Annotated in this window: 21 protein-coding genes, 1 pseudogene and 2 riboswitches; of the genes and pseudogenes, 11 read left to right on the top strand and 11 right to left on the bottom strand. The window is 35.5% G+C overall.

Annotated features, from left to right (window positions below; genetic code table 11):
* Nucleotides 1-61 precede the first annotated feature (61 nt).
* Entirely contained in the window at nt 62-202 is a 141-nt protein-coding gene (locus NSQ08_RS27270; protein ID WP_002063481.1) for a YrzO family protein, read from the bottom strand.
* A gap of 21 nt (nt 203-223) precedes the next feature.
* Complete coding sequence (locus NSQ08_RS27265; RefSeq protein WP_098635040.1) at nt 224-1192, bottom strand: DMT family transporter; 969 nt, start codon at nt 1190-1192, stop codon at nt 224-226.
* Nucleotides 1193-1319: 127 nt separating this feature from the next.
* Here NSQ08_RS27265 and NSQ08_RS27260 point away from each other — a divergent pair, with 127 nt between their 5' ends.
* Nucleotides 1320-2186 (top strand): LysR family transcriptional regulator, encoded by an 867-nt coding sequence (locus NSQ08_RS27260; RefSeq protein ID WP_340780016.1) that lies wholly within the window; start codon nt 1320-1322, stop codon nt 2184-2186.
* Nucleotides 2187-2613: 427 nt separating this feature from the next.
* Nucleotides 2614-2694, top strand: a pseudogene (locus NSQ08_RS27255) (DUF3948 family protein); the annotation flags it as partial.
* A 65-nt stretch (nt 2695-2759) separates the two neighbouring features.
* On the opposite strand, the gene NSQ08_RS27250 reads toward NSQ08_RS27255, so the two are convergent.
* Complete coding sequence (locus NSQ08_RS27250) at nt 2760-3707, bottom strand: helix-turn-helix transcriptional regulator (protein ID WP_340780273.1); 948 nt, start codon at nt 3705-3707, stop codon at nt 2760-2762.
* A 131-nt stretch (nt 3708-3838) separates the two neighbouring features.
* Here NSQ08_RS27250 and modA point away from each other — a divergent pair, with 131 nt between their 5' ends.
* From modA to NSQ08_RS27235, 3 genes are all read left to right on the top strand, one after another.
* Nucleotides 3839-4636 (top strand): molybdate ABC transporter substrate-binding protein, encoded by a 798-nt coding sequence (modA, locus tag NSQ08_RS27245; protein WP_340780015.1) that lies wholly within the window; start codon nt 3839-3841, stop codon nt 4634-4636.
* 5 nt (nt 4637-4641) lie between these two features.
* Nucleotides 4642-5316 (top strand): molybdate ABC transporter permease subunit, encoded by a 675-nt coding sequence (modB, locus tag NSQ08_RS27240; RefSeq protein WP_002029397.1) that lies wholly within the window; start codon nt 4642-4644, stop codon nt 5314-5316.
* 297 nt (nt 5317-5613) lie between these two features.
* Nucleotides 5614-6465: a GRP family sugar transporter gene (locus NSQ08_RS27235; RefSeq protein ID WP_340780014.1), complete on the top strand. Its 852-nt coding sequence runs from the start codon at nt 5614-5616 to the stop codon at nt 6463-6465.
* Nucleotides 6466-6532: 67 nt separating this feature from the next.
* Here NSQ08_RS27235 and pnuC read toward each other — a convergent pair whose 3' ends face one another.
* Complete coding sequence (gene pnuC / locus NSQ08_RS27230) at nt 6533-7183, bottom strand: nicotinamide riboside transporter PnuC (RefSeq protein ID WP_340780013.1); 651 nt, start codon at nt 7181-7183, stop codon at nt 6533-6535.
* A 196-nt stretch (nt 7184-7379) separates the two neighbouring features.
* Between pnuC and proC the strand changes: the two genes are divergently transcribed.
* The 4 genes from proC (at nt 7380) to NSQ08_RS27210 (ending at nt 13199) form a co-directional block, all read left to right on the top strand.
* Nucleotides 7380-8183 (top strand): pyrroline-5-carboxylate reductase, encoded by an 804-nt coding sequence (proC, locus tag NSQ08_RS27225; RefSeq protein WP_002091431.1) that lies wholly within the window; start codon nt 7380-7382, stop codon nt 8181-8183.
* A 1-nt stretch (nt 8184) separates the two neighbouring features.
* The gene (locus NSQ08_RS27220; protein WP_002063472.1) at nt 8185-9018 is read left to right on the top strand and encodes an aldo/keto reductase; all 834 of its coding nucleotides are present in this window, start codon (nt 8185-8187) and stop codon (nt 9016-9018) included.
* Nucleotides 9019-9172: 154 nt separating this feature from the next.
* Nucleotides 9173-9277: riboswitch (SAM riboswitch) on the top strand.
* A 135-nt stretch (nt 9278-9412) separates the two neighbouring features.
* Nucleotides 9413-11053, top strand: coding sequence for a peptide ABC transporter substrate-binding protein (locus NSQ08_RS27215; protein WP_340780011.1), 1641 nt, complete (start codon nt 9413-9415; stop codon nt 11051-11053).
* 505 nt (nt 11054-11558) lie between these two features.
* Nucleotides 11559-13199, top strand: coding sequence for a peptide ABC transporter substrate-binding protein (locus NSQ08_RS27210; protein ID WP_002124743.1), 1641 nt, complete (start codon nt 11559-11561; stop codon nt 13197-13199).
* 46 nt (nt 13200-13245) lie between these two features.
* Here NSQ08_RS27210 and NSQ08_RS27205 read toward each other — a convergent pair whose 3' ends face one another.
* Entirely contained in the window at nt 13246-13434 is a 189-nt protein-coding gene (locus NSQ08_RS27205; RefSeq protein ID WP_328069162.1) for a hypothetical protein, read from the bottom strand.
* 239 nt (nt 13435-13673) lie between these two features.
* Here NSQ08_RS27205 and NSQ08_RS27200 point away from each other — a divergent pair, with 239 nt between their 5' ends.
* The gene (locus NSQ08_RS27200; protein WP_001221531.1) at nt 13674-14141 is read left to right on the top strand and encodes a YusW family protein; all 468 of its coding nucleotides are present in this window, start codon (nt 13674-13676) and stop codon (nt 14139-14141) included.
* A 24-nt stretch (nt 14142-14165) separates the two neighbouring features.
* On the opposite strand, the gene NSQ08_RS27195 is transcribed toward NSQ08_RS27200, so the two are convergent.
* Genes NSQ08_RS27195 through NSQ08_RS27175 form a run of 5 tightly spaced genes read right to left on the bottom strand, consistent with a single transcriptional unit; the run spans nt 14166 to nt 19462 of the window.
* The gene (locus NSQ08_RS27195) at nt 14166-15773 is read right to left on the bottom strand and encodes a peptide ABC transporter substrate-binding protein (RefSeq protein ID WP_340780010.1); all 1608 of its coding nucleotides are present in this window, start codon (nt 15771-15773) and stop codon (nt 14166-14168) included.
* Nucleotides 15774-15786: 13 nt separating this feature from the next.
* The gene (locus NSQ08_RS27190) at nt 15787-16560 is read right to left on the bottom strand and encodes an ABC transporter ATP-binding protein (RefSeq protein WP_340780009.1); all 774 of its coding nucleotides are present in this window, start codon (nt 16558-16560) and stop codon (nt 15787-15789) included.
* A complete protein-coding gene (locus NSQ08_RS27185; protein ID WP_340780008.1) occupies nt 16557-17567 on the bottom strand; it encodes an ABC transporter ATP-binding protein in 1011 nt (336 codons plus the stop codon). The genes NSQ08_RS27190 and NSQ08_RS27185 overlap by 4 nt, the downstream gene beginning before the upstream one ends.
* Nucleotides 17524-18528, bottom strand: a complete 1005-nt coding sequence (locus NSQ08_RS27180) for an ABC transporter permease (protein WP_002029386.1) — start codon at nt 18526-18528, stop codon at nt 17524-17526. Before NSQ08_RS27180 ends, NSQ08_RS27185 begins: the two co-directional genes overlap by 44 nt.
* A gap of 16 nt (nt 18529-18544) precedes the next feature.
* Nucleotides 18545-19462, bottom strand: a complete 918-nt coding sequence (locus NSQ08_RS27175; RefSeq protein ID WP_002140132.1) for an ABC transporter permease — start codon at nt 19460-19462, stop codon at nt 18545-18547.
* Nucleotides 19463-19599: 137 nt separating this feature from the next.
* A riboswitch (SAM riboswitch) is annotated at nt 19600-19705 on the bottom strand.
* A gap of 395 nt (nt 19706-20100) precedes the next feature.
* Between NSQ08_RS27175 and NSQ08_RS27170 the strand changes: the two genes are divergently transcribed.
* Nucleotides 20101-20253 (top strand): DUF3951 domain-containing protein, encoded by a 153-nt coding sequence (locus NSQ08_RS27170; protein ID WP_002029357.1) that lies wholly within the window; start codon nt 20101-20103, stop codon nt 20251-20253.
* Nucleotides 20254-20271: 18 nt separating this feature from the next.
* Here the strand turns inward: NSQ08_RS27170 and NSQ08_RS27165 are convergent, their stop codons facing one another.
* On the bottom strand, nt 20272-20775 hold the full coding sequence (locus NSQ08_RS27165) for a lipoprotein (RefSeq protein WP_016121352.1): 504 nt from the start codon (nt 20773-20775) through the stop codon (nt 20272-20274).
* Nucleotides 20776-20880: the final 105 nt, after the last annotated feature.

The following is a 20880-nucleotide window of genomic DNA, read 5'->3' as shown; positions in this document are numbered from 1 at the left end:
TAATGTTCTTTCTTTTTCCTGTCTACTATAAGGGGATCATATCATATGCCCGGTCGTCTTTTTAATTTTTTCTTTCCTTCAAGTCTTTTAAAAGCTGTATCAGTTCAGCTTGTTGTTTTATATTTTTACGACCGTTTCGATTAATTGCTGCAAGCTCGCAGGCAACTCCAGCAGCAAAGAAAAACAATAAACTTTCTAACATATAAAATCCTCCAGTTGCCTATTAAACAGCTTGACGCAATTGCTTTTCTTGCAAAATTTGTTTATTTATATTTTCTTCTTTTCTCTGACAAACATTATTACGAATAAGCGCTGCAATAACAAATAATGTTCCTAATACATCAAATGTCGTTATTTTATATCCTTGCATCATCATAATAACTAAAGTAGTAATTGGCACAAAGTTAATAAATAAAATACCATTAATGGATGATAAGATTTTCACACCGTAGTTCCAAGCAAGTAGCGCTACAATACCTGGTAATGTCATCATAAATAACAAATCATACTTCACAATAGAAATCGTTTCCATACTTGGAACAGATACATATCCAAGCACTGTAATGACCACAGTTATAATCCCTGTGACAGTTGTACCCAATACACATGTCAAAGTAGAATAGCGTAATGTTGACCAATCGCTACACGTTTGACCACCCATCGTATAAATCACCCATCCTACAACACCAACAAATATAAATGCTAGCGAAAACATGTTATCTTTCAATGTTAAAAAGAAACTCATATCACCTTTCGTAATAACAAATATAGCCCCTACAAACGCGATAATCATGCTCGTTATCATATATTTCTTCGGCTTTATATTTTTATATCCCCATAAAATACAAATTGAAATCATTGGCATAAGCGCCTCCATAATAGAAGCTACCATTACACCTGATTTTCCCATTAACATTTGTCCTAGAAAAATTAATACATTATATACGGTGAAAGCCATTGTTCCAAAAAAGACGAGTAACTTCCCTCTTCCTTCTAAGCGAAATGCCTTCTTTCCTTCTTTCATTAGCAATAATACAATCAATACAATTGCTACCGCACCATAACGAATAAACGAAAAATAAAATGGATCTATGTATTCTAGAGCATGATCAGCAACCGGAAACATCGCTCCCCATGACATACTTGCAATTAAACATGCCAAAGCACCTATTATCATTTGACCTTTTCTCACCACAATCCCCCGCTTCTTTCTATTTGCACAAAGAGAATTGTAAAAGAAAAAATATATCACGTAAAATGATTCAAAATGATGTTAACTATCATTTATAATGATAGTTAACATCAAGGAGGAGCATAAAATGGAATTACGAGACTTACAAATCTTCCAGAGCGTTGCCGACCGCGGTAGTGTAAGCGGCGCAGCAAAGGAATTAAATTATGTACAATCAAATGTAACCGCACGTATTAAACAATTAGAAAACGAGCTGAAAACACCTCTCTTTTACCGTCATAAGCGAGGCATGACTTTAACAGCTGAAGGAAGAAAAATGCTCGTTTACGTTCATAAAATTTTGCAAGATGTTGAAGAGCTAAAACAAGTGTTTTTAGATAGTGAAACACCATCTGGCATATTAAAAATTGGTACAGTCGAAACAGTCAGTACATTACCTACCATCTTGTCTTCTTACTATAAAAGCTATCCAAATGTCGATTTATCATTACAAGCCGGTCTAACGGAAGAACTTATTAGAGAAGTACTTGATCATCAATTAGATGGCGCCTTTATATCAGGTCCTATTAAACATCCACTAATTGAACAATACGATGTTAGTACTGAGAAATTAATGCTTGTTACACAAAATAAAGCTTTTCATATAGAAGAATTCACTACGACGCCCCTACTCGTTTTTAATCAAGGATGTGGATACCGTTCCAAACTTGAACTATGGCTTAAAGATGAAGGTTTGCTACCAAAAAGAATTATGGAATTTAACATATTAGAAACTATATTAAATAGCGTAGCGCTCGGTCTTGGGATTACACTCGTCCCCCAGTCTGCGGTGCAGCACCTTTCTACAGCAGGTAAAGTCCACTGCCATCCAATTCCGGAGAAATACGGCAGTATTTCAACTGTTTTCATACGCCGTAAAGATAGTTACATGACCAATTCGATGCGCAGCTTTTTAAAAACAATTAAAGAGCACCATCATATCAATATGCTTTGAAGGACATTCTTACACGAATGTCTTTTTTTCTTACAAAAGTGTAAGTCTTACGTAAGCCAATTCGATAGTTGCAGACTGCTATATTTCATATAATTAAGACAGAAAGCAGGGCAACAACAATTCGAAAAGGAGCGGATACGCATGATGAACAAAATGAAATCAAACAAATTTTTCAATACAATGGGCATGGTGCTATCCGCACTTGTCGATGCAAAAGCAGTCGCAACTACATTAAACAAATAAGGAGAGATTATAATGAACAACATTACTTTCAACAAATCAGACTTTATCCCGCATTAACGGGCAGTAAGACTCCCACTTCAAAATTCAGCGAAATCAAAGAAGTTAGGTTTGGGATCAACTGCCCGTAAAAGCCCGATTGGTGAGGGCTAATAATCAGCGAGGGATACCCCGCCCTCACTGATTAAAGTTTCACTTTATCGAACTTGCAAGTGGAGCTACGCTTCTTACTGCATTCATTTATGCACTTGCTCAAAGTCTTATTTAACACTTTGTTTCCCCCAACCCCTTTATATATAGAAAAGGCTGCTCGTCTTATAGACAAGCAGCTTTTTAGTTTGTTTCATATATAATTTGGCCTGTTTTGCTTATATCATATCCACCAATTGCTTTTAATTCATTGCGAAACTCTTCAGATTGCAAAATTCCTTTTATAACCTCAATAAGTTCCTCATTTTCTTTATTCTTCAGAAGTACTAAATCATACTGTTCTTTCATTATTGGAATAAAGTCTACGTTCACAATTTGGGAAAACTTTTCTGATCCTACCCCAACATCAGCTTTTCCATTCGCGACTTGCGAGGCAACGCCAAGGTGATTCGATTCTTCCCATTCATACCCGTTAATATCTTCTTTACTTAATTTTTGAATTCGCAATTGCTCATCCACTAGCACCCTAATACCAGAACCTTTTTCTCGATTTACAAATCGTATAGATGACTGAGCTAAATCAGCCCATGTTTTTATATTTTGTGGGTTCCCTTTTTGCACATAAAACCCAACATTTCTTGCTAATAAATTCATCATAATATATGGTTGTCCAACTAAAATACGTTTTACGTAAGGAACATTATATGTACCCGTTTCACCATCAAATAAGTGTAAACTAACGACGCTTCCTTCTCCTTGGTACATCTTCACTAAACTCGTTAAACTACCTTGATACGCTCTCAATATATTAGAATTTGGCAATCGATTTTCTATATGCTTTGCCAACATATCTAACGTTAGTTCTTGACCACTAATGATGCGTGTATTCGAACTACTAATTTCGTCCTTCTTTACAGGAGTAAATTGTACCTTCCCTGTTTTCATTTGCTTTATATATTGTTCTAAATCAGCTGCATCAATGCGCATTTGTCTACCAACCCTATAAGAAGGAAGTTCTCCTTTTTTAATTAGGTCGTATACAGTTAATTTTGATACTTTTAATCGCTTTGCTACTTCTTCCGTTGTGTAGGAATGATGATCCATAGACGATTCCTCACTTTCTTCCCTCATTGTAACAAAGAAAAGAATATTTCTCCTAGTTTTTAAAAACAACTATATCGTTCAAATTATATTCAATTATAACTAGTTATATTTAGTTATAATTAGTTATAATTAATTTAGTAAACGAAGGGAGATTTTTTATGAACAAATTTACTTTACGATCCATTGGGGTACTTATACTTTCTTTTCTTCTTATATTCAGTGTAGCTTGTTCAAGTGCAGAAAAGTCAGCTGCTAAAGAGGGAGAATCAGTGGAGCTGACTATATCAGCTGCTGCAAGTTTACAAGATGCATTAAAAGAAATTGAAAAGCAATATAAAGAGAAAGAACCAACTATTCAACTTTCTTTTAACTTCGGTGCTTCTGGTGCACTTCAACAACAAATTGAGCAAGGTGCACCTGCTGATTTATTCTTCTCTGCAGCAGAGGATAAATTCCAAACTCTTGTTAAAAAAGGATTTATTAATGAAAAAGAAGGGAAAAACCTTCTTGGAAATGAACTAGTTCTAGTCATTCCAAAAGATAGTGCTCTTACAAAACTTCAAGATTTAAAGGATGAGAAAATCAAGAAAATCGCACTTGGTACACCCGAATCTGTACCTGCAGGAAAATATGCAAAAGCTTCTCTCACATATGAAAATCTTTGGAATGACGTTCAAAATAAAATCGTATTTACAAAAGATGTTCGCCAAGTGTTAACATATGTAGAAACAGGTAATGTTGATGCTGGTATTGTATATAAAACAGACGCTCTCGTTTCAGACAAGGTAAAAATTGTAGAAGCGGTAGCAGCTAATTCTCATGAGCCAATCCACTATCCTTTAGGTGTTATAAAGGAATCTAAGCATAAGAAAGAGGCGACTTCATTCTATGAGTATTTACAATCAAAAGATGCACAATCTATCTTTAAGAAATATGGATTTACAATCCTGCCATAATCGCTATGAGCTTTGATGCAATTTTGTCACCTGTCTTTCTATCCTTGCGAGTAGCTGCGTGCGCCACAATAATCGTTACGATCTTAGGAACGATTATTGGACGAGCATTAGCGCGCTCCTCGTGGCGATATAAAGTACTACTAGAAACTATTTTCTTATTACCAATGGTGCTTCCACCAACTGTTATCGGCTTTTTTCTAATTATCATTTTTGGAAATAACAGTCCCATTGGAAAGTGGATTGAATCATTATTTCAGCAGTCCATTATGTTTACATCTACTGCTGCTATCATTGCTTCTACAGTCGTTGCATTTCCGCTCATGTACCAATCAGCAAAAACAGGATTTTCTATCGCAAATGTACAAATTGAAGATGGCGCGCGCGATCTTGGTGCAAGTGAATATCAAGTTTTTCTACATGTTACACTCCCGCTTGCATTCCCCGCACTACTTAGCGGTATGATTTTAAGCTTTGTTCGCGCACTCGGTGAATTTGGTGCAACTTTAATGTTTGCAGGAAATATACCTGGCAAAACTCAGACGATTCCAACGGCGATTTATATGGCTATTGATGCAAGTAATATGCAACTAGCTTGGACGCTTGTAATCATAACGATTAGTATGTCCCTTCTATTCTTACTATGCATTCAACTCATTAATAGAAGAATTACTACTTCTTAAAGCAACTTTCGACAAAAGTTGCTTTTTATTTCCCGGAAAATAAAATGATTTAATTAATAACTGAATTTTTTCTCTTATTTAAATATACATTTTATTTGAATTCACTTTCTAAAATAGGTAATTTCCTGTTATTATATGAAAGTGTTTCAAAAAATGAAGAAATGAAAACGCATTTATATCGTAAATTCTTCATCCTGTTTTAGCGATCGGTAATCTTCTACTCTATTAGTGGGGCATTACCGATCGTTAGAACGCTATGTAATTATATTGGTATAGAAAACCGAAGGGAGTCTTGTAATGGACATTTTATTAGCGCTTCTTCCTGCAATCGCATGGGGAAACATCTTATTAGTAAGCGTAAAAATGGGCGGTGGTGCATATAGCCAAACGGTAGGTATGACAATCGGTGCTCTATTCTTCGCAACAACTATGTATGTATTTACTCAACCAACTTTAACAATGACAGTCTTGATTGTTGGCTTTATTTCAGGTTTATTCTGGGCTTTAGGACAAGTAAACCAATTAAAAACAGTTGAAAGACTAGGTGTTTCAACTACTGTAACTATTTCTACTGGTATGCAACTTGTTGCAACTTCTATCTTTGGAGTTATCGCTTTTCGTGAGTGGACTACTACTACAACGATTGTTCTGGGAACGATTGCAATCCTATTAATCGTAGTTGGTGTAGTATTCACATCACTAGATGATAAAGAAAATGCACAGCCACCAGGACAATTGAAAAAGGGACTTCTTACTTTAATTGTTTCTACTTTCGGCTATCTTGTATATGTAATTATTATTCGTTGGTATAATATCGATGGTTGGTCTGCTATTTTACCACAGGCAGTTGGTATGTTCGTTGGTGCGGTTGTACTGACGTCTAAACATAAACCATTTAACAAATATGCAATTCGTAATGCTGTATCTGGTTTACTTTGGGGAACAGGAAACTTATTCTTACTTCTTTCATTACCACGTGTCGGAGTAGCGACAAGCTTCCCATTATCTCAAACTGGAATCGTTATCTCAACATTCGGTGCGATTGTCTTCTTAGGTGAAAAGAAAACAAAACGTCAATTGATCTTTATTGCTCTAGGTAGTGTTTTAATTATCGGCGGCGCTGTATTGCTTGGTATGACAAAAGCATAAATTCACACTATATTTAAACCCCCTGAAACGTATATGCTTCAGGGGGTTTTTTGATTACAATTATTTTCTAAATATAATTATTTACACGTTCTCGCTCTTTATGGTTTTTCTTCCATTCTAGCAAGCCATCGATACATAAAAATAGATTAATAATAGCTAATACTAACATGACGTATAAGCCCGTTGAAATATAAATCACAATGCTAACTATGTTATACAAAATCCATAAATGCCAATTTTCTAAGATTTTTCGGCTCAGCATAAATTGAGCTACTAATCCTAATACAGCGTTTAAAGCATCTAAATATGGACTTGTCGATTCTAAATAACGGACTTGATAATATCCCCAACCAATCCAAGCAACTAAAATAAAAAATATATAAATAATCCATCCTTTCAAATCTAAGCGAACTGTCGGTTTTACCTTCTCCTCCCCACTACGCGCAATCCAGTAATACCAACCGTACACATTAAATATAAATTGGAAGGCTGCTAATACTGCCATTGCGTATAAGCCTTGTGTAGTGAAAATATACAGAAATACCGCAACTGTAATCATCCCAAATAAAAAGTTTGATACCTTTTCCCTTGCAAGTAACCAAACATTAATAATCCCCATAACCGATGCGAAAATTTCAATATAACTTGATCGGATATAGAACCCAACTAATATGCAAATAATACTAGAAATGAGTAAAAAAAGTGGACTTCTAACCATATTTATCTCTCCCCAGATATGTAATAAACTCCCTATCAACAGTATAAGAAATAACTCTTATACTTACTATAAATTTTCTCCTGTAAAACTCCCCACTCATCTATTCCACTTACGATAAGCCGTTTCTTTTTACAAAATTCTCTTAAAAATGTTATCGTTTTTTATAACATATTCTCATCAGAAAGGAATAAAGGATATGCCTAATAAACATCGAATTTTATTTATTGGTGCCGGTCGTATGGCAGAAGCTATATTTGCTGGACTACTTACAACAAGTAAAGAATACATCGAAGAAATTATTGTTTCCAACCGAAGTAACATAGAAAAACTAACGCAATTACAAACTCAATATGATCTATCGATTACAACAGATTGGAAACAGCATATTAAATCTGTAGATACAATCGTTTTAGCAATGCCGCCTGTCGCACATGAACAGCTATTAGCGGATCTATCCCCTCTTCTAACTAATCAATTTGTCGTGACAGTTGCTGCCGGAATCGGACCATCTTATCTAGAAGAAAGACTTCCCCAAGGGACACCTGTTGCTTGGATTATGCCAAATACAGCTGCTGGGATTGGAAAGTCTATCTCCTTATATACGACGGGACATTCTGTAGATGAAACACATCAAGAAACGTTACAACTTCTTTTAAAAGGTATCGGTACCTCACAGTTTTGTACCGAAGAGGAAGTTCACCAACTTACCGCAGTTACTGGTAGTGCACCCGCTTTTCTCTATCACTTTGCTGAAGGTTTAATTGAAGCAACGAAAAGCTATGGTATTGATGAGGAAACAGCAAAACACCTTGTCATTCAAATGATTGCTGGCTCTGCCGCTATGCTCCAGCAAAATCAGGATCCAGCTATGCTCCGCGAACAAGTAACAACACCAGGAGGTTCAACGGCTGAAGGCTTAAAAGTTCTATATGAAAATAATTTTTCAGAAGTCATTCAACAAGCAGTTGAAGCGACCAATAAAAAAGCTAGGGGGAATTAATATGACTTTAACAAGTTTAAACGACTATACAACATTACATAACGGCGTGAAAATGCCTTGGTTCGGCTTGGGTGTTTTTAAAGTTGAAGATGGTACAGAAGTAATTGATTCTGTAAAAGCAGCTATAAAAAATGGATACCGTAGTATCGATACTGCTGCGATATATAAAAACGAAGAAGGCGTTGGACAGGCAATTCAAGAATCTGGTATTCCTCGTGAAGAGTTATTCATCACTTCAAAAGTCTGGAATAGTGATCAAGGTTACGAGTCAACACTACAAGCATTTGAAACTACATTAGAAAAATTAGGTCTAGAATATTTAGATCTATATTTAGTACATTGGCCTGTAAAAGGAAAATACACTGAATCATGGAAAGCTTTAGAGCAGCTTTATAAAGATGGTCGTGTTCGTGCTATCGGTGTGAGTAATTTCCATATTCACCATTTGCAAGACGTATTTGAAATTGCAGAAATTAAACCAATGGTTAACCAAGTGGAATACCACCCACGTTTAGCACAAGAAGAATTACATGCCTTCTGTAAAGAACATAACATCCAGCTTGAAGCTTGGTCACCATTAATGCAGGGGCAGCTACTTAATCACCCAACATTACAAGAAATCGCTACGAAATATAATAAATCGACTGCACAAGTTATTTTACGTTGGGATCTACAGAATGAAGTTGTAACAATCCCTAAGTCTATTAAAGAACACCGCATTATTGAAAATGCAAACATCTTTGACTTTGAATTAAGCTCGGATGATATGAAAGCAATTCAAGCTTTAAACGAAAATCATCGCGTTGGTCCAGATCCAGATAACTTTAACTTCTAGTAGGGAAACCACTGCCATATGCAGTGGTTTTTTTATTTTTAATAAAACTGAAAATTTAAACTATATTCCATTTGATTGACACTTCATTATCTAAGGTGTAAGATTTTGAATTATCAAAGAAACACAAAAATTAATAAAATTTATTTGTTTACTCATTGTATCAAGAGAGGTGGAGGGACTGGCCCTTTGAAACCTCGGCAGCAGGTTCATTTTGAATACTGTGCCACTTCCTGCAAGCTTTGTGCTTGAAAGATAGAATGAGGGACTTCGTTTATATACGGGTGCATAACTTGTACGTAAAAATCCCTCTTTCTCAATACGAAAAGAGGGATTTTTTGTTTTTCATTTCCCTCATCATCATCCAATCTTATTAACTATTTAGGAGGAAAATCAAATGAAAAAGAAGTTTGTACCCGGTATTGCATCAGTTGTAGGAGTAAGTATTTTATTATCTGGTTGCGGTAGTTATAAAAACGAAGCGAGCGGAGCAAATGCAAAAGATGAGGCACCTAGTAAGCAAGTTTTAAACTTATCTTCACCTACTGAGATTCGAACAATGGATACGGCTCGTGCTACAGATACTGATTCTGGTCAAGTAATGAGAAACGTATTTGAAGGTTTATACAATCTTGGCGAAGGTAATAAACCTGTTCCTGGCGTTGCGAAATCTCATGAAGTAAGTGCTGATAAAACGAAATACACATTCCATTTACGAGATTCAAAATGGTCGAACGGCACACCTGTAACAGCGAAAGATTTTGTCTTCGCTTGGCAAAGAGCTGTCGATCCAGCAACAGCTTCTGAATATGCTTTTTTATTCCTGGATATTAAAAACGCTAAAAAAATTAATAGCAAAGAACTCCCATCCGATCAACTTGGTATAAAAGCAGTTGATGACCATACGTTTGAAGTAGAATTAGAGCGCCCTGTTCCATATTTTATTAGCTTAACGGCGTTCCCAACATTTCTACCAATCAACGAGGAATTCTTTAAAGCACAAGGTGATAAGTACGCTTTAGAAGATAACAAAATCTTGTACAACGGAGCTTTTACACTAAGCGATTGGAAGCATGAACAAAGCTTTAAATTTAAGAAAAACCCTACCTATTGGGATAAAGATAATGTCAAACTCGAAGAAATCAATTTCAACGTTGTGAAAGAGAAATCAACAGAAGTAAATTTATTCGAATCCAAACAATTAGACCGTATAAAACTAACATCTGACTTCGTTGATAAATATAAAAAGGATGCTAACTTTAAAGAACGTCCGAACGTAGGGGTACAGTTTTTACGTATGAATCAGCAAAACAAAATACTTCAAAACGTTTCTGCACGCCAAGCAATCGATCAAACAATTGATCGAAAATCTTTTGTAAATACGTTATTAAATGATGGCTCTACACCAACCTTTAGTCTCGTGCCGAAAAACTTTGCAAAAGGGCCTGATGGAAAAGACTTCCGTACTGCAAACGGCGATTTAACAAAAGTTGATACAACATCTGCACAAGAATTATGGAAGAAAGCAAAAAAAGAACTTGGTTCTGAAAAGATAACATTAGAATTATTAACAAGTGATGGTGACCTTGAGAAGAAAACTGGTGAGTTCCTAAAAGGACAACTAGAAAAGAATTTAGATGGCTTAACGGTAAATATAAAACCGCAACCACGTAAACAACAAGTTTCACTCTTATTAAAAGGTGACTACGAGATTGGAATTGACGGTTGGAGCCCTGACTTTGCTGATCCAATTACATTCCTTGAACTATTTACGACAAATAACCCTTACAATTTAGATCGTTACTCTAATAAAGAGTTTGATGACACAATTGAAAAAGTTAAAACTACTTTGGCTGGTGATGAAAAAGCTCGCTGGGAAGCGTTACTAGCATCAGAAAAAATCTTATTTAAGGACTCTGTTATTGCTCCTCTTTACCAAAAAGGAGAATCTTATTTAGAGCGTTCTTATGTGAAAGGCATTGTGCAAGTCGACTTTGCAGGTCAATTAAACTTCAAATGGGCAAAAATTGAAAAATAAAGTGAAACTTTAATCAGCCCTCACCAATCGGGCTTTTACGGGCAGTTGATCCCCCCTAACTTCTTTGCTTTCACTGAATTTTGAGGTGAGGATCTTACTGCCCGTTAATGCGGGATAAAATGCAACTTAGATCATCGTGTTCTCACCCACACCCATTGTTTTTTTAGCAAAATATATTAAAAGCAGATTCCCTAATATGAGGAAATCTGCTTTTTCAATATATTATTCCAAGAAATTAACACTCCACTTTTTATTATTGACATATAGTTCTTTCCAGTGTTAATATTCTAAATAATCAAAGAAACAAAATATTTTACCATCAAAATGTAATGTCTACTAAGTTGAAACATATAACGATAGATTATAGTTCAACATGTATATACATATAGAATACCTGATTACCTATATACACATATTTATAATAGGTTTTCTCTCCTTCTATAGCTACACTTCAAGACATGGACATTATGACGTTACGAACAACACATTTAGGGAGGAAAGAACAATGAAGAAAAAAGTTGTACCTGTTGTTGCATCTGTTTTAGGGGCAAGTCTACTACTAACTGCTTGCGGGGGAAATAAAGATAATGCAGGCGGAGCAAAAGCGAACGATAAAGCACCTGATAAACAAGCGATTAACTTATCATTTGCTTCAGAAATTCCAACAATGGATGTTGCAAAAGCGACGGATGGGGAATCCATGAATGTAATGAGAAATGTTTTTGAAGGTTTATATGCTATAGGAGAAGATAATAAACCGATCCCTGGTGTTGCTGAATCGGTTGACATTAGTCCGGATAAAACAAAGTATACTTTCCATCTTCGTGATTCAAAATGGTCAAACGGTACTCCTGTTACAGCAAAAGATTTTATTTTCGCTTGGCAACGTGCCGTTAACCCTGAAACAGCTGCTGAATATGCATTCTTATTCTTTGATATAAAAAATGCGAAACAAATAAACCAAAAAGAAGTAGCAATCGATCAATTAGGCGTTAAAGCTCTTGACGATAAAACTTTAGAAGTACAACTGGACCGCCCTGTTCCCTACTTCTTAAGCTTAACGACATTTGCAACATTCTTACCAATCAATGAAGAGTATTTAAAATCTCAAGGCGATAAATACGGTTTAGAAACAAATCATTTAATTTACAATGGTGCTTTCACATTAGATAACTGGAAACATGAACAAAGCTTCCAATTGAAGAAGAACCCTAACTATTGGGATGCTAAAACTGTAAAACTAGAAGAAATCAACTTCAATGTCGTTAAAGATAAATCTACAGAAGTTAACTTATATGATTCAGGACAAATTGATCGTGTTGCTTTAACTGCGGAGTTTGTTGATAAGTATAAGAACGATTCCAACTTCAAGGAACGCGCTGAAGTCGGTATCCAATTCTTACGACTAAATCAGAAAAATGCAGTATTAAAAAATCAACATGCACGCCTCGCTATTAACGAAGCAATGAATAAAAAAGCATACGTAGAAACAATTTTAAATAACGGTGCAATCCCAGCAGAAGGAATGGTTCCTGCGAAATTCGCAAAAAGTCCAGACGGTAATGACTTCCGTAAAGAGAATGGAAATCTAGTCAAAGATGATGTGAAATCTGCAAAAGAAAACTGGAAAAAAGCGAAACAAGAACTTGGTACTGACAAAGTAACAATTGAACTATTAACAAGTGATAATGCTTTAGCTAAGAAAACTGGTGAATATTTAAAAGGTGAATTAGAAAAGAATCTAGATGGATTAACAGTGAATTTAAAACCTCAACCACGTAAACAACAGTTAAAACTACTATTAAGTGGTGATTACGAAATTGGAATCGATGGCTGGGGCCCTGACTTCGCGGATCCTATTACATTCTTAGATCTATTCACAACAGATAGTGCTTATAACTTCGATAAATACTCTAACAAAGAGTACGACGAGCTTATTCGTAAAGTAAAAACTGATTTAGCTGGTGATGAAAAAGGTCGCTGGGAAGCAATGAAGCAAGCTGAAAAAATCTTATTACAAGATGGTGCTGTCGCTCCTTTATACCAACAAGGTCGCTCTTACTTACAACGCTCTTTCATTAAAGGACTTGTAACAACTGACTTCGGCGGTGAATTTAACTACAAGTGGACAGAAGTTGCAAAATAATAAACACTAGTAAAAAAGGTATCCCACGAAGGATACCTTTTTTACTTTATGCTTCTTTAACTACAGAACTTCCCCTCTTTACTATCACTTTTATACCTATAGTGATTCCCGCTACCAATTGTGTAACTAGTATAATAAGTAATAACGAAATAATATTTTCCACTAAATTAACTCCACCAAATATTATTGTGTAATAACCATTCGCTGCATATGTTGCGGGAAATAATCCACCGATTGTTTAATATGTTTTAGAAAGCATCACTGCATTTCCAAATACAGCGATACTTATTTGTGTTAATGATTAGAAAGCGCAAAGATATTTTTTAAAAATCCCCATATACATACAAATTACTTTCAATTTAATTAATGCGCATGTGTGTCCCCCTTAAGGAAATAATTTATTAGGTTTATACATAATTACATAAAATTAGGAAAAACTTGTATAGAAAGAAGTTACATAAGGAGGAATTTATAATGAGAATTTTACTATCAATTTTATTAGCTCTTATGCTAGTACCTGCATTAACAGGATGTAAAGCTCCTGCAAAAGAAGATACAACTTCTAATAAGAAAACGACTGAAGAAGCAAAAAATGAGGCTCCTGCAGATTTAAAACTAAACTTTAATGAATTTGATTTAAAGGCAGACTATCAAGATACGAAGAAAGACTACGAAGCTGATTATAAAAATGTAGCAGCGGACAAGAAAATGGAAGCAAAGATTGAAGACCATAAAACAGATGTAAAGTTCACAGGCGACGAGGCTATTACAAAATTAAGCCCTCTTCTACAAGAATTAAAATTCGATAAAAACACACCAGATCAAGAAGTAATTGATCAAGTAGTCAATGTATTCAAACTTGATAAAGACTACCAAAAATTCGATTTAGAAGTTGTCTTCTCTGATGGAACGAAAAAAGAATATAAAAGAGAAATAAAATAAAGAAGTAGGCGGTTGCCTACTTCTTTATTTTTTAATTTTTACGTATCTTAGTTCTGGACTAGAACCGATAATGAATTGGACGCCAGATACTGATGATTTTTGTAAATACGAAGCGCTTGGGAAAATAATTGGGATTAATGGTGTTTCATCAAACATAATGTCTTCTGCTTTATGCAATATATCAAAACGTTTATTTTCATCTTGTTCTGTTTTTGCTTGATTAATTAAATTATCAAATTCTTTATTGTACCATTTCGCATAGTTACTTGGACCATCACCTGCATATAATTCTAAACGGGCACTAGGGTCTAAGTTAGAACCTCCCCATCCCATATAAGCTAATTGGAAATCACTTTGCTTGTATGTGTCGATGTAACTCTTCCACTCTTTATTTTCTAATTTAATATCTACACCAAGGTTTTTCTTAAACATTTCTTGCATTGCTTCTGCTACTTTTTTATGTTGTGTATCTGTAGTGAATTTTAATGTTACTTCAGGTAATGTAGACCATCCTTGCTCTTTCATGCCCTCTTCTAATAATTTTTTCGCTTCTGCTGAATCAAATTTTACGTAATCGCCTTTTTCTTTACGGAAATCACGACCACCTTGTGTTTTTGCCCCTTCTGGAACAAAAGCATATGCTTCTTGTGCATTATTTTTATACAGTTTTTCAACGATAAACTTACGATCAACCGCTAATGAAAATGCTTTACGTACTTTTGCATTTGTAAACGGCTCTTTTTCTACGTTAAACGAATAAATATAAGATGAGAATCCTGCAACACGCTTATATTCTTTGTTTCCTTTTTCTTTTTCAATCATCTCTTGTGGTAAGCTACTTAGCAAATCTAATTCTTTTGACTTGTACAATTGGTACGCTGTTTTAGAATCTGGAATAATACGAAACTCAATTTCTTTTAATGTTACCTTTTTATCATAGTATTCTTTATTTTTTTGTACTGTAATAGCTTGGTTATGCTTCCATTCTTTTAACGTGAATGGTCCGTTCGTAATTAACTCTTTTGGATCTGTTTTTAATTTATTATTATCAATTGATTTTTTAGATAATGGAATAAATAATGAACTTGCTAATTTTTGTTTAATAGAAGCAACTGGGTGCTCAAGTGTTACCTTTAATGTTTGAGGATCAACGACTTGAATACCAACTTGTCCTTCTTCACCTTTTCCAGTATTATATGCCTCTGCTCCTTTAATAAAATACATTTCTGTCGCATTCATAGAACCTGTTTTCGGGTTTAATAATCGCTTCCATGCGAACTCAAAATCATTTGCTGTAATAGAAGAGCCATCTGACCATTTAATATCTTTCTTTAAATGAATTGTATATTCAGTTCCATCCGCATTTACTTCTTCTTTCTCTGCCAATTCATTTTGATATTTCCCATCACTATCTTGCGTATATAAACTTGAAAACAACTGTCCAATTATGTAACCTGACGTGCTATCTGTCGCAATGGCAGAATCAAGCGTATACGGATCACTGCTAATATTCGTTACTAATCGATCCCCGTCTCCCTTACCAGCACTCGCCTTTTGCGTCTCTTTCTTACCGCAAGCAACAGAAGTAATTGCTAAAACAGTCATAATGACAAATAATAAAAACTTCTTCATCCTACATTCTCCTTTAACCTGAAATTTTTGGTGTTGATGCTAATAATGTTTTTGTATAAGAATGTTGTGGATTACGGAATACTTCTTCCGTATTTCCAAATTCAACAAGTTCTCCTTTGTATAAGACAGCCACTTTTTCACATAAATAGTGAACCATCGGTAAATCATGTGCGATAAATAAATATGTATAGCCTTGTTCCTTTTGAATCTTTTGCAGCAAATGTACAATTTGGATTTGCAGTGAAACATCTAATGCTGAAATTGGTTCATCAAGGATTAATACTTCTGGCTCACATAATAGCGCTCTTGCAATGGCAATACGTTGACGTTGTCCACCGCTAAATTCGTGGGGATAACGATCAATATATCGTCTATCTAATCCAACACGCTCTAGTGCATCACCTGCGACTTTATCTTTCAATCCTTTATCGCCTAAACCGAATGAAATATAGCCTTCTGTTACAATATCGCGTACTTTCCAGCGCGGATTTAATGCAGCTGTGGAATCTTGAAAAATGAACTGTACTTTCTGCAAGAAATCCCGCTTATGAGCTGACTTCAGCTTGTGAACAACTTGACCGTTATAATCAATTTCACCAGACGTTGGACGCTCGATCCCAGCTATGAGCTTACCAAGTGTTGTCTTTCCAGAACCACTTTCTCCAATAATGCCAAGCGTTGTTCCTTTTGGGATAGAAAGTGACATACCTTTTAACGCTGCGATTTCTTTATTTTTACTTCCATACGTTTTCGTTACTTGCTTTACAGTAATTGAATCTGTCGTCATGAGGCATTCACCCTCTCTTTTGATTTCGCTTTATTATGCTCCAGAATATGCTGCCAGCAATGTGAACTATGCTCCTCAGAATATGTTGTTCTCTCTGGGAAGCGATGAATACATTCTTTTATCGCTACAGGACAACGATTCACAAACGGGCATCCAAAAATATTTAACGTTTCAATTGAAGGTGTTGTTCCCTCAATTGCTCTAAGTACCTTTTCTGAATCATCCATATTCGGATTTGCTTGCAATAAACTTTTTGTGTAAGGGTGCTTAGGTGAGCCAATTACTTCTTGTATCGTTCCTTTTTCAACAACACGTCCCCCGTACATAACTACTACTCGGTCAGCTACTTCACGTACAAGTGCCAAATCATGTGTAATTAATAAAATACTCGTATTTTGTTTTTCCTTTCTTTCTTTTAACAACTCCATAATTTGCTTTTGAATCGTTACATCTAATGCTGTTGTAGGTTCATCTGCAATAACGAGCTTCGGGTGACAAGCAAATGCAATTGCTAAACAAATACGCTGCCTCATACCTCCGCTCAACTGATACGGGTATTGTTCAAAGCGTTTCTCTGCTTCATGTATCCCTAAATCATTTAGTAAGTTAATTGCAATTTCTTTTGCCTCTTTTTTCGATTTCTTTTCATGCTGCGCAATTACTTCTGTAATTTGTCTTCCAACCTTCATCGTCGGATTTAAAGATGAAAGCGGGTCTTGAAAGATAAAGGAAATATCTTTCCCGCGAATTTGATTCCATTCTGATTCTTGTAAATCCGTTAATTCCTTTGATTGGAAAGATATATTTCCATCATCAATATGAATCGATTCTTGATTTAAGCCGATAATTGATTGTGCTGTAACACTTTTCCCTGAACCACTTTCTCCGACAAGTGCAACTATTTCACCTTCGTTAATAGAAAAGGAAACATGCTTCACAATTGCTTGCTTACTATTCTCTTTTTCAACGGCCAACGTTACGTTTTCTAAAGATAAGATTTGTGCCATGTTTTTTCTCCTTTCGATTACGTTTTACGATTTTCGGATCAATCGCATCTTGCAAACCATCACCAATCGCATTAAATGCGAACATGATGAATGCAATCATGATTGCCGGGAAGAAAAGTTGCCACCACTCTCCGCTTAGTAATGTCCCGAGTGCATCGTTTGTCATCGTGCCCCAGCTCGCTGCTGGTGATTGTACTCCAAGTCCGATAAAACTTAAAAATGATTCTGAGAAAATAGCTGCTGGAATTGTGAATGATAAATTGACGATAATAATCCCTGTTAAGTTTGGAATTAAATGCCCATATATAATTTTCATATGAGATGTACCTAATCGCTCTGCTGCAATAACAAATTCTCTTTGTTTCAATGAAAGTACTTGCGCCCGAATGAGACGTGCCATGCCAATCCATCCCGTTAACGCAAGAGCTATAATAATTGTAAAAAGTCCTGGTTTCATAATGATTAATAGTAAAATAACAATCAGTAAATACGGGATACCGTATAACACTTCAATCCCTCTTATAATCCACTCATCAATTAACGTTCCAAGACGATTACGTCCTCTCACATATCCACTAAAGCCACCGATAAGTACACCAAGCCCTATATCAAGAGCTGCTGCTACCAATCCAACTGTTAATGAAATTTTCCCACCAGCCCAAGTACGCGCCCAAATATCTCTCCCTAAATCGTCTGTTCCGAACCAATGCTCACTACTAGGCGGTAAATTAGTTGCTTCTTTTACTTGTTCACTCGCAGTAAATGGCGTTAAACTTTCGCCAATAAGCGAGAAAACAATAATTAGTAATAACGTCACTGCCCCTAAAACTGCTATAGGGTTTGATATAAACTTGCGAAACACTTCCTTTTTCCGGCTAATCGTTTGCTGATCTTTATTTATCGTTAATTCTTTTTTCTCTTCATTCGTTAATAACTGGTCATTAATTTCATAAGCCCCCATTTAAACATCACCCTCCTTACGTAATAGAACGAATGCGCGGATCAACGATACGATGAATGATATCTGTAATAAAAATACATACAATTAATAGCGCACTATAGAAAATGGTTGTTCCCATAATCACCGGATAATCTCGGTTGAAAATACTGTCTACAAAATATTTTCCTAAACCAGGAATTGAAAAGATTTTTTCAATAACGAAAGTCCCTGTTAAAAGTCCAGCCATTAATGGGCCAACAAATGTAAGTACCGGAACAATCGCATTTCGAAGAGCATGTCTTATAATGATTTTCTTAATTGGTATACCTTTCGCTCTCGCTAGCTTAATATAATCACTCTGCAACACTTCAATCATATTAGAGCGAACAAATCTTGTAATAACTGCGATTGGTCCTAACGCTAATGCGAAGGAGGGTAATACAGTATGCTCAAATGTTCCCCAAGACGCCACTGGTAGTAATTCAAATTGTATGGCGAATACTTGTATAAATAGTGGTGCTAAAATAAAACTAGGAATAGAAATACCGAGAATCGCAAGCAAGCTCACACTATAATCAATCACTTTCCCATGATATAGCGCGGCAAATGTACCTGCTGCAATTCCGACTAACAATGAAATAACAAGTGCTTGTAAACCAATAATTGCCGATGGTCCAAAACCAGTTGTTATAATTTCCGATACACCTTGACCTGTCGATTGAACAGATTCGCCAAAATCAAAATGAACTACCCCATCCAAATAAGCAACATACTGATTCCATAACGGTTCATCAAGGTGATACTTCGCTCTCATGTTTTGTATTACTTCTTCAGGAAAGATTTTCGCATCTGATGAAAACGGATCACCTGGAATAATATGCATAATTAAAAATGTTACTGTCGTAATGACCCATAGCGTGAATACCATAACCGATAGTTTTTTAATAACATACACTTCAATAACCCCCTAAACAAATGAATTTACTTTGTTTTATTGACATATTTGTTGCCATTACTCCTTCTCTACTTCTTAAAACACAAAAAGCCTTGATCTTAAAAAATAAGATCAAGGCTTAATAAACGAAGGCCCATCACTTATCTTTCAAGACTTGCTTGCTGGAATTAGCACGGTGTTCCTGTTACAGAACCCGCTGCTGAGGTGTCATAGGGCCAGTCCCTCTACCTCTCTGGATAAGTAAATTACTATATTATTATTTGGTTCAAATTGTATATTTTGAATTATAATTCTGAAAAAATGAAAAGTCAATCAAATTGGATATATTTAGAAAAATCAGTTTTCTATTATATTAGTTATTGAAATTACAATCTTTCGCTTATAATAAAAAGAAATTGTATTAAAGGCGTTATAAGATGGATCCCTTACTTCTTGCTACTATAGGATTACCATTAACAATCGTAATACTTGTACTTGTCATCATCGGCTTCTATAAAGTGAAACTTTAATCAGTGGGGGTTTTGTTCATCCCCCACTGATTATCAGCCCTCACCAATCGGGCTTTTACGGGCAGTTGATCCCCTACCTAACTTCTTTGCTTTCACTGAACTTTGAGGTGGGGGTCTTACTGCCCGTTAATGCGGGATAAACTCTTCATTAAAAAGAAAAGCATCACTTCTTTTTACACTCCATTCGATAATATTACTGGCCAAACAATTTCAGAATTTCACGAAGAACAGAAGGTATTAGTATCCGAGGATGAAGACGGAGATGGTAAAAAGAAAAAATAACCTTGCGCATGCGCAAGGTTATTTTTTCGCCTCTGTTTGAAAGCGTTTATAGTATGTCGATGCTGTTGAAAAATTAATTTCTATATCACGAATCAACGATGAATCTTCTTCTTTAGCTAACTTCTGTAATTTTTTCATCGCTTGTTCTGCTTCATTTAAGAAACCAACATATAGTTCATGTTCGTCCTCTTTCGACTTCGGCACACGAATTTCTTTACGCATATGATCAATATCTTCTAACATGCCCGTCGTTACCTTCTGCACGTCTTCTTTATATTTAGCATTCGTTATTTCCTTACCGCCCTTTTCTTTTGCCACTTCCCATAACTGTAATGCTTTATTAATTTCTTTGTTCATCTTCATATCATATTTTTCATGTATTTCGCGATACACTTTCATCTCTTCTGTTTGTTCAGTAGATTGCTCTACCTTTTCTTTCGGTTCTTTCGTATCTTTATTTCCATTACACCCTGCTAGAAGGAGCATACTTCCCATTACAGCAATACCCAAAACCTTCTTCATCTCTTCTTCTCCTTTTATCTACAGCTATTACTCATTATAGTTTCTTTTATCTCCACTTGTTATTATACCGAGAACACCCTACTTTTTACACTTAAGACGAGATCT

Origin of the sequence: Bacillus sp. FSL E2-8887 (assembly GCF_038007205.1) — a bacterium.
GTDB classification, from domain to species: domain Bacteria; phylum Bacillota; class Bacilli; order Bacillales; family Bacillaceae_G; genus Bacillus_A; species Bacillus_A mycoides.
Note: the sequence above shows the minus strand (reverse complement) of the source record. Positions and strands in the feature narration are given on the sequence as shown.

What these genes read in the sequence shown, in the direction of transcription:
- NSQ08_RS27270 (WP_002063481.1), bottom strand. Translation starts at nt 202, where the DNA reads ATGTTAGAAAGTTTATTGTTTTTCTTTGCTGCTGGAGTTGCCTGCGAG.
- NSQ08_RS27260 (WP_340780016.1), top strand. Translation starts at nt 1,320, where the DNA reads ATGGAATTACGAGACTTACAAATCTTCCAGAGCGTTGCCGACCGCGGT.
- NSQ08_RS27250 (WP_340780273.1), bottom strand. Translation starts at nt 3,707, where the DNA reads ATGAGGGAAGAAAGTGAGGAATCGTCTATGGATCATCATTCCTACACA.
- modA (WP_340780015.1), top strand. Translation starts at nt 3,839, where the DNA reads ATGAACAAATTTACTTTACGATCCATTGGGGTACTTATACTTTCTTTT.
- modB (WP_002029397.1), top strand. Translation starts at nt 4,642, where the DNA reads ATGAGCTTTGATGCAATTTTGTCACCTGTCTTTCTATCCTTGCGAGTA.
- NSQ08_RS27235 (WP_340780014.1), top strand. Translation starts at nt 5,614, where the DNA reads ATGGACATTTTATTAGCGCTTCTTCCTGCAATCGCATGGGGAAACATC.
- pnuC (WP_340780013.1), bottom strand. Translation starts at nt 7,183, where the DNA reads ATGGTTAGAAGTCCACTTTTTTTACTCATTTCTAGTATTATTTGCATA.
- proC (WP_002091431.1), top strand. Translation starts at nt 7,380, where the DNA reads ATGCCTAATAAACATCGAATTTTATTTATTGGTGCCGGTCGTATGGCA.
- NSQ08_RS27220 (WP_002063472.1), top strand. Translation starts at nt 8,185, where the DNA reads ATGACTTTAACAAGTTTAAACGACTATACAACATTACATAACGGCGTG.
- NSQ08_RS27215 (WP_340780011.1), top strand. Translation starts at nt 9,413, where the DNA reads ATGAAAAAGAAGTTTGTACCCGGTATTGCATCAGTTGTAGGAGTAAGT.
- NSQ08_RS27210 (WP_002124743.1), top strand. Translation starts at nt 11,559, where the DNA reads ATGAAGAAAAAAGTTGTACCTGTTGTTGCATCTGTTTTAGGGGCAAGT.
- NSQ08_RS27200 (WP_001221531.1), top strand. Translation starts at nt 13,674, where the DNA reads ATGAGAATTTTACTATCAATTTTATTAGCTCTTATGCTAGTACCTGCA.
- NSQ08_RS27195 (WP_340780010.1), bottom strand. Translation starts at nt 15,773, where the DNA reads ATGAAGAAGTTTTTATTATTTGTCATTATGACTGTTTTAGCAATTACT.
- NSQ08_RS27190 (WP_340780009.1), bottom strand. Translation starts at nt 16,560, where the DNA reads ATGACGACAGATTCAATTACTGTAAAGCAAGTAACGAAAACGTATGGA.
- NSQ08_RS27185 (WP_340780008.1), bottom strand. Translation starts at nt 17,567, where the DNA reads ATGGCACAAATCTTATCTTTAGAAAACGTAACGTTGGCCGTTGAAAAA.
- NSQ08_RS27180 (WP_002029386.1), bottom strand. Translation starts at nt 18,528, where the DNA reads ATGGGGGCTTATGAAATTAATGACCAGTTATTAACGAATGAAGAGAAA.
- NSQ08_RS27170 (WP_002029357.1), top strand. Translation starts at nt 20,101, where the DNA reads ATGCGGGATAAACTCTTCATTAAAAAGAAAAGCATCACTTCTTTTTAC.
- NSQ08_RS27165 (WP_016121352.1), bottom strand. Translation starts at nt 20,775, where the DNA reads ATGAAGAAGGTTTTGGGTATTGCTGTAATGGGAAGTATGCTCCTTCTA.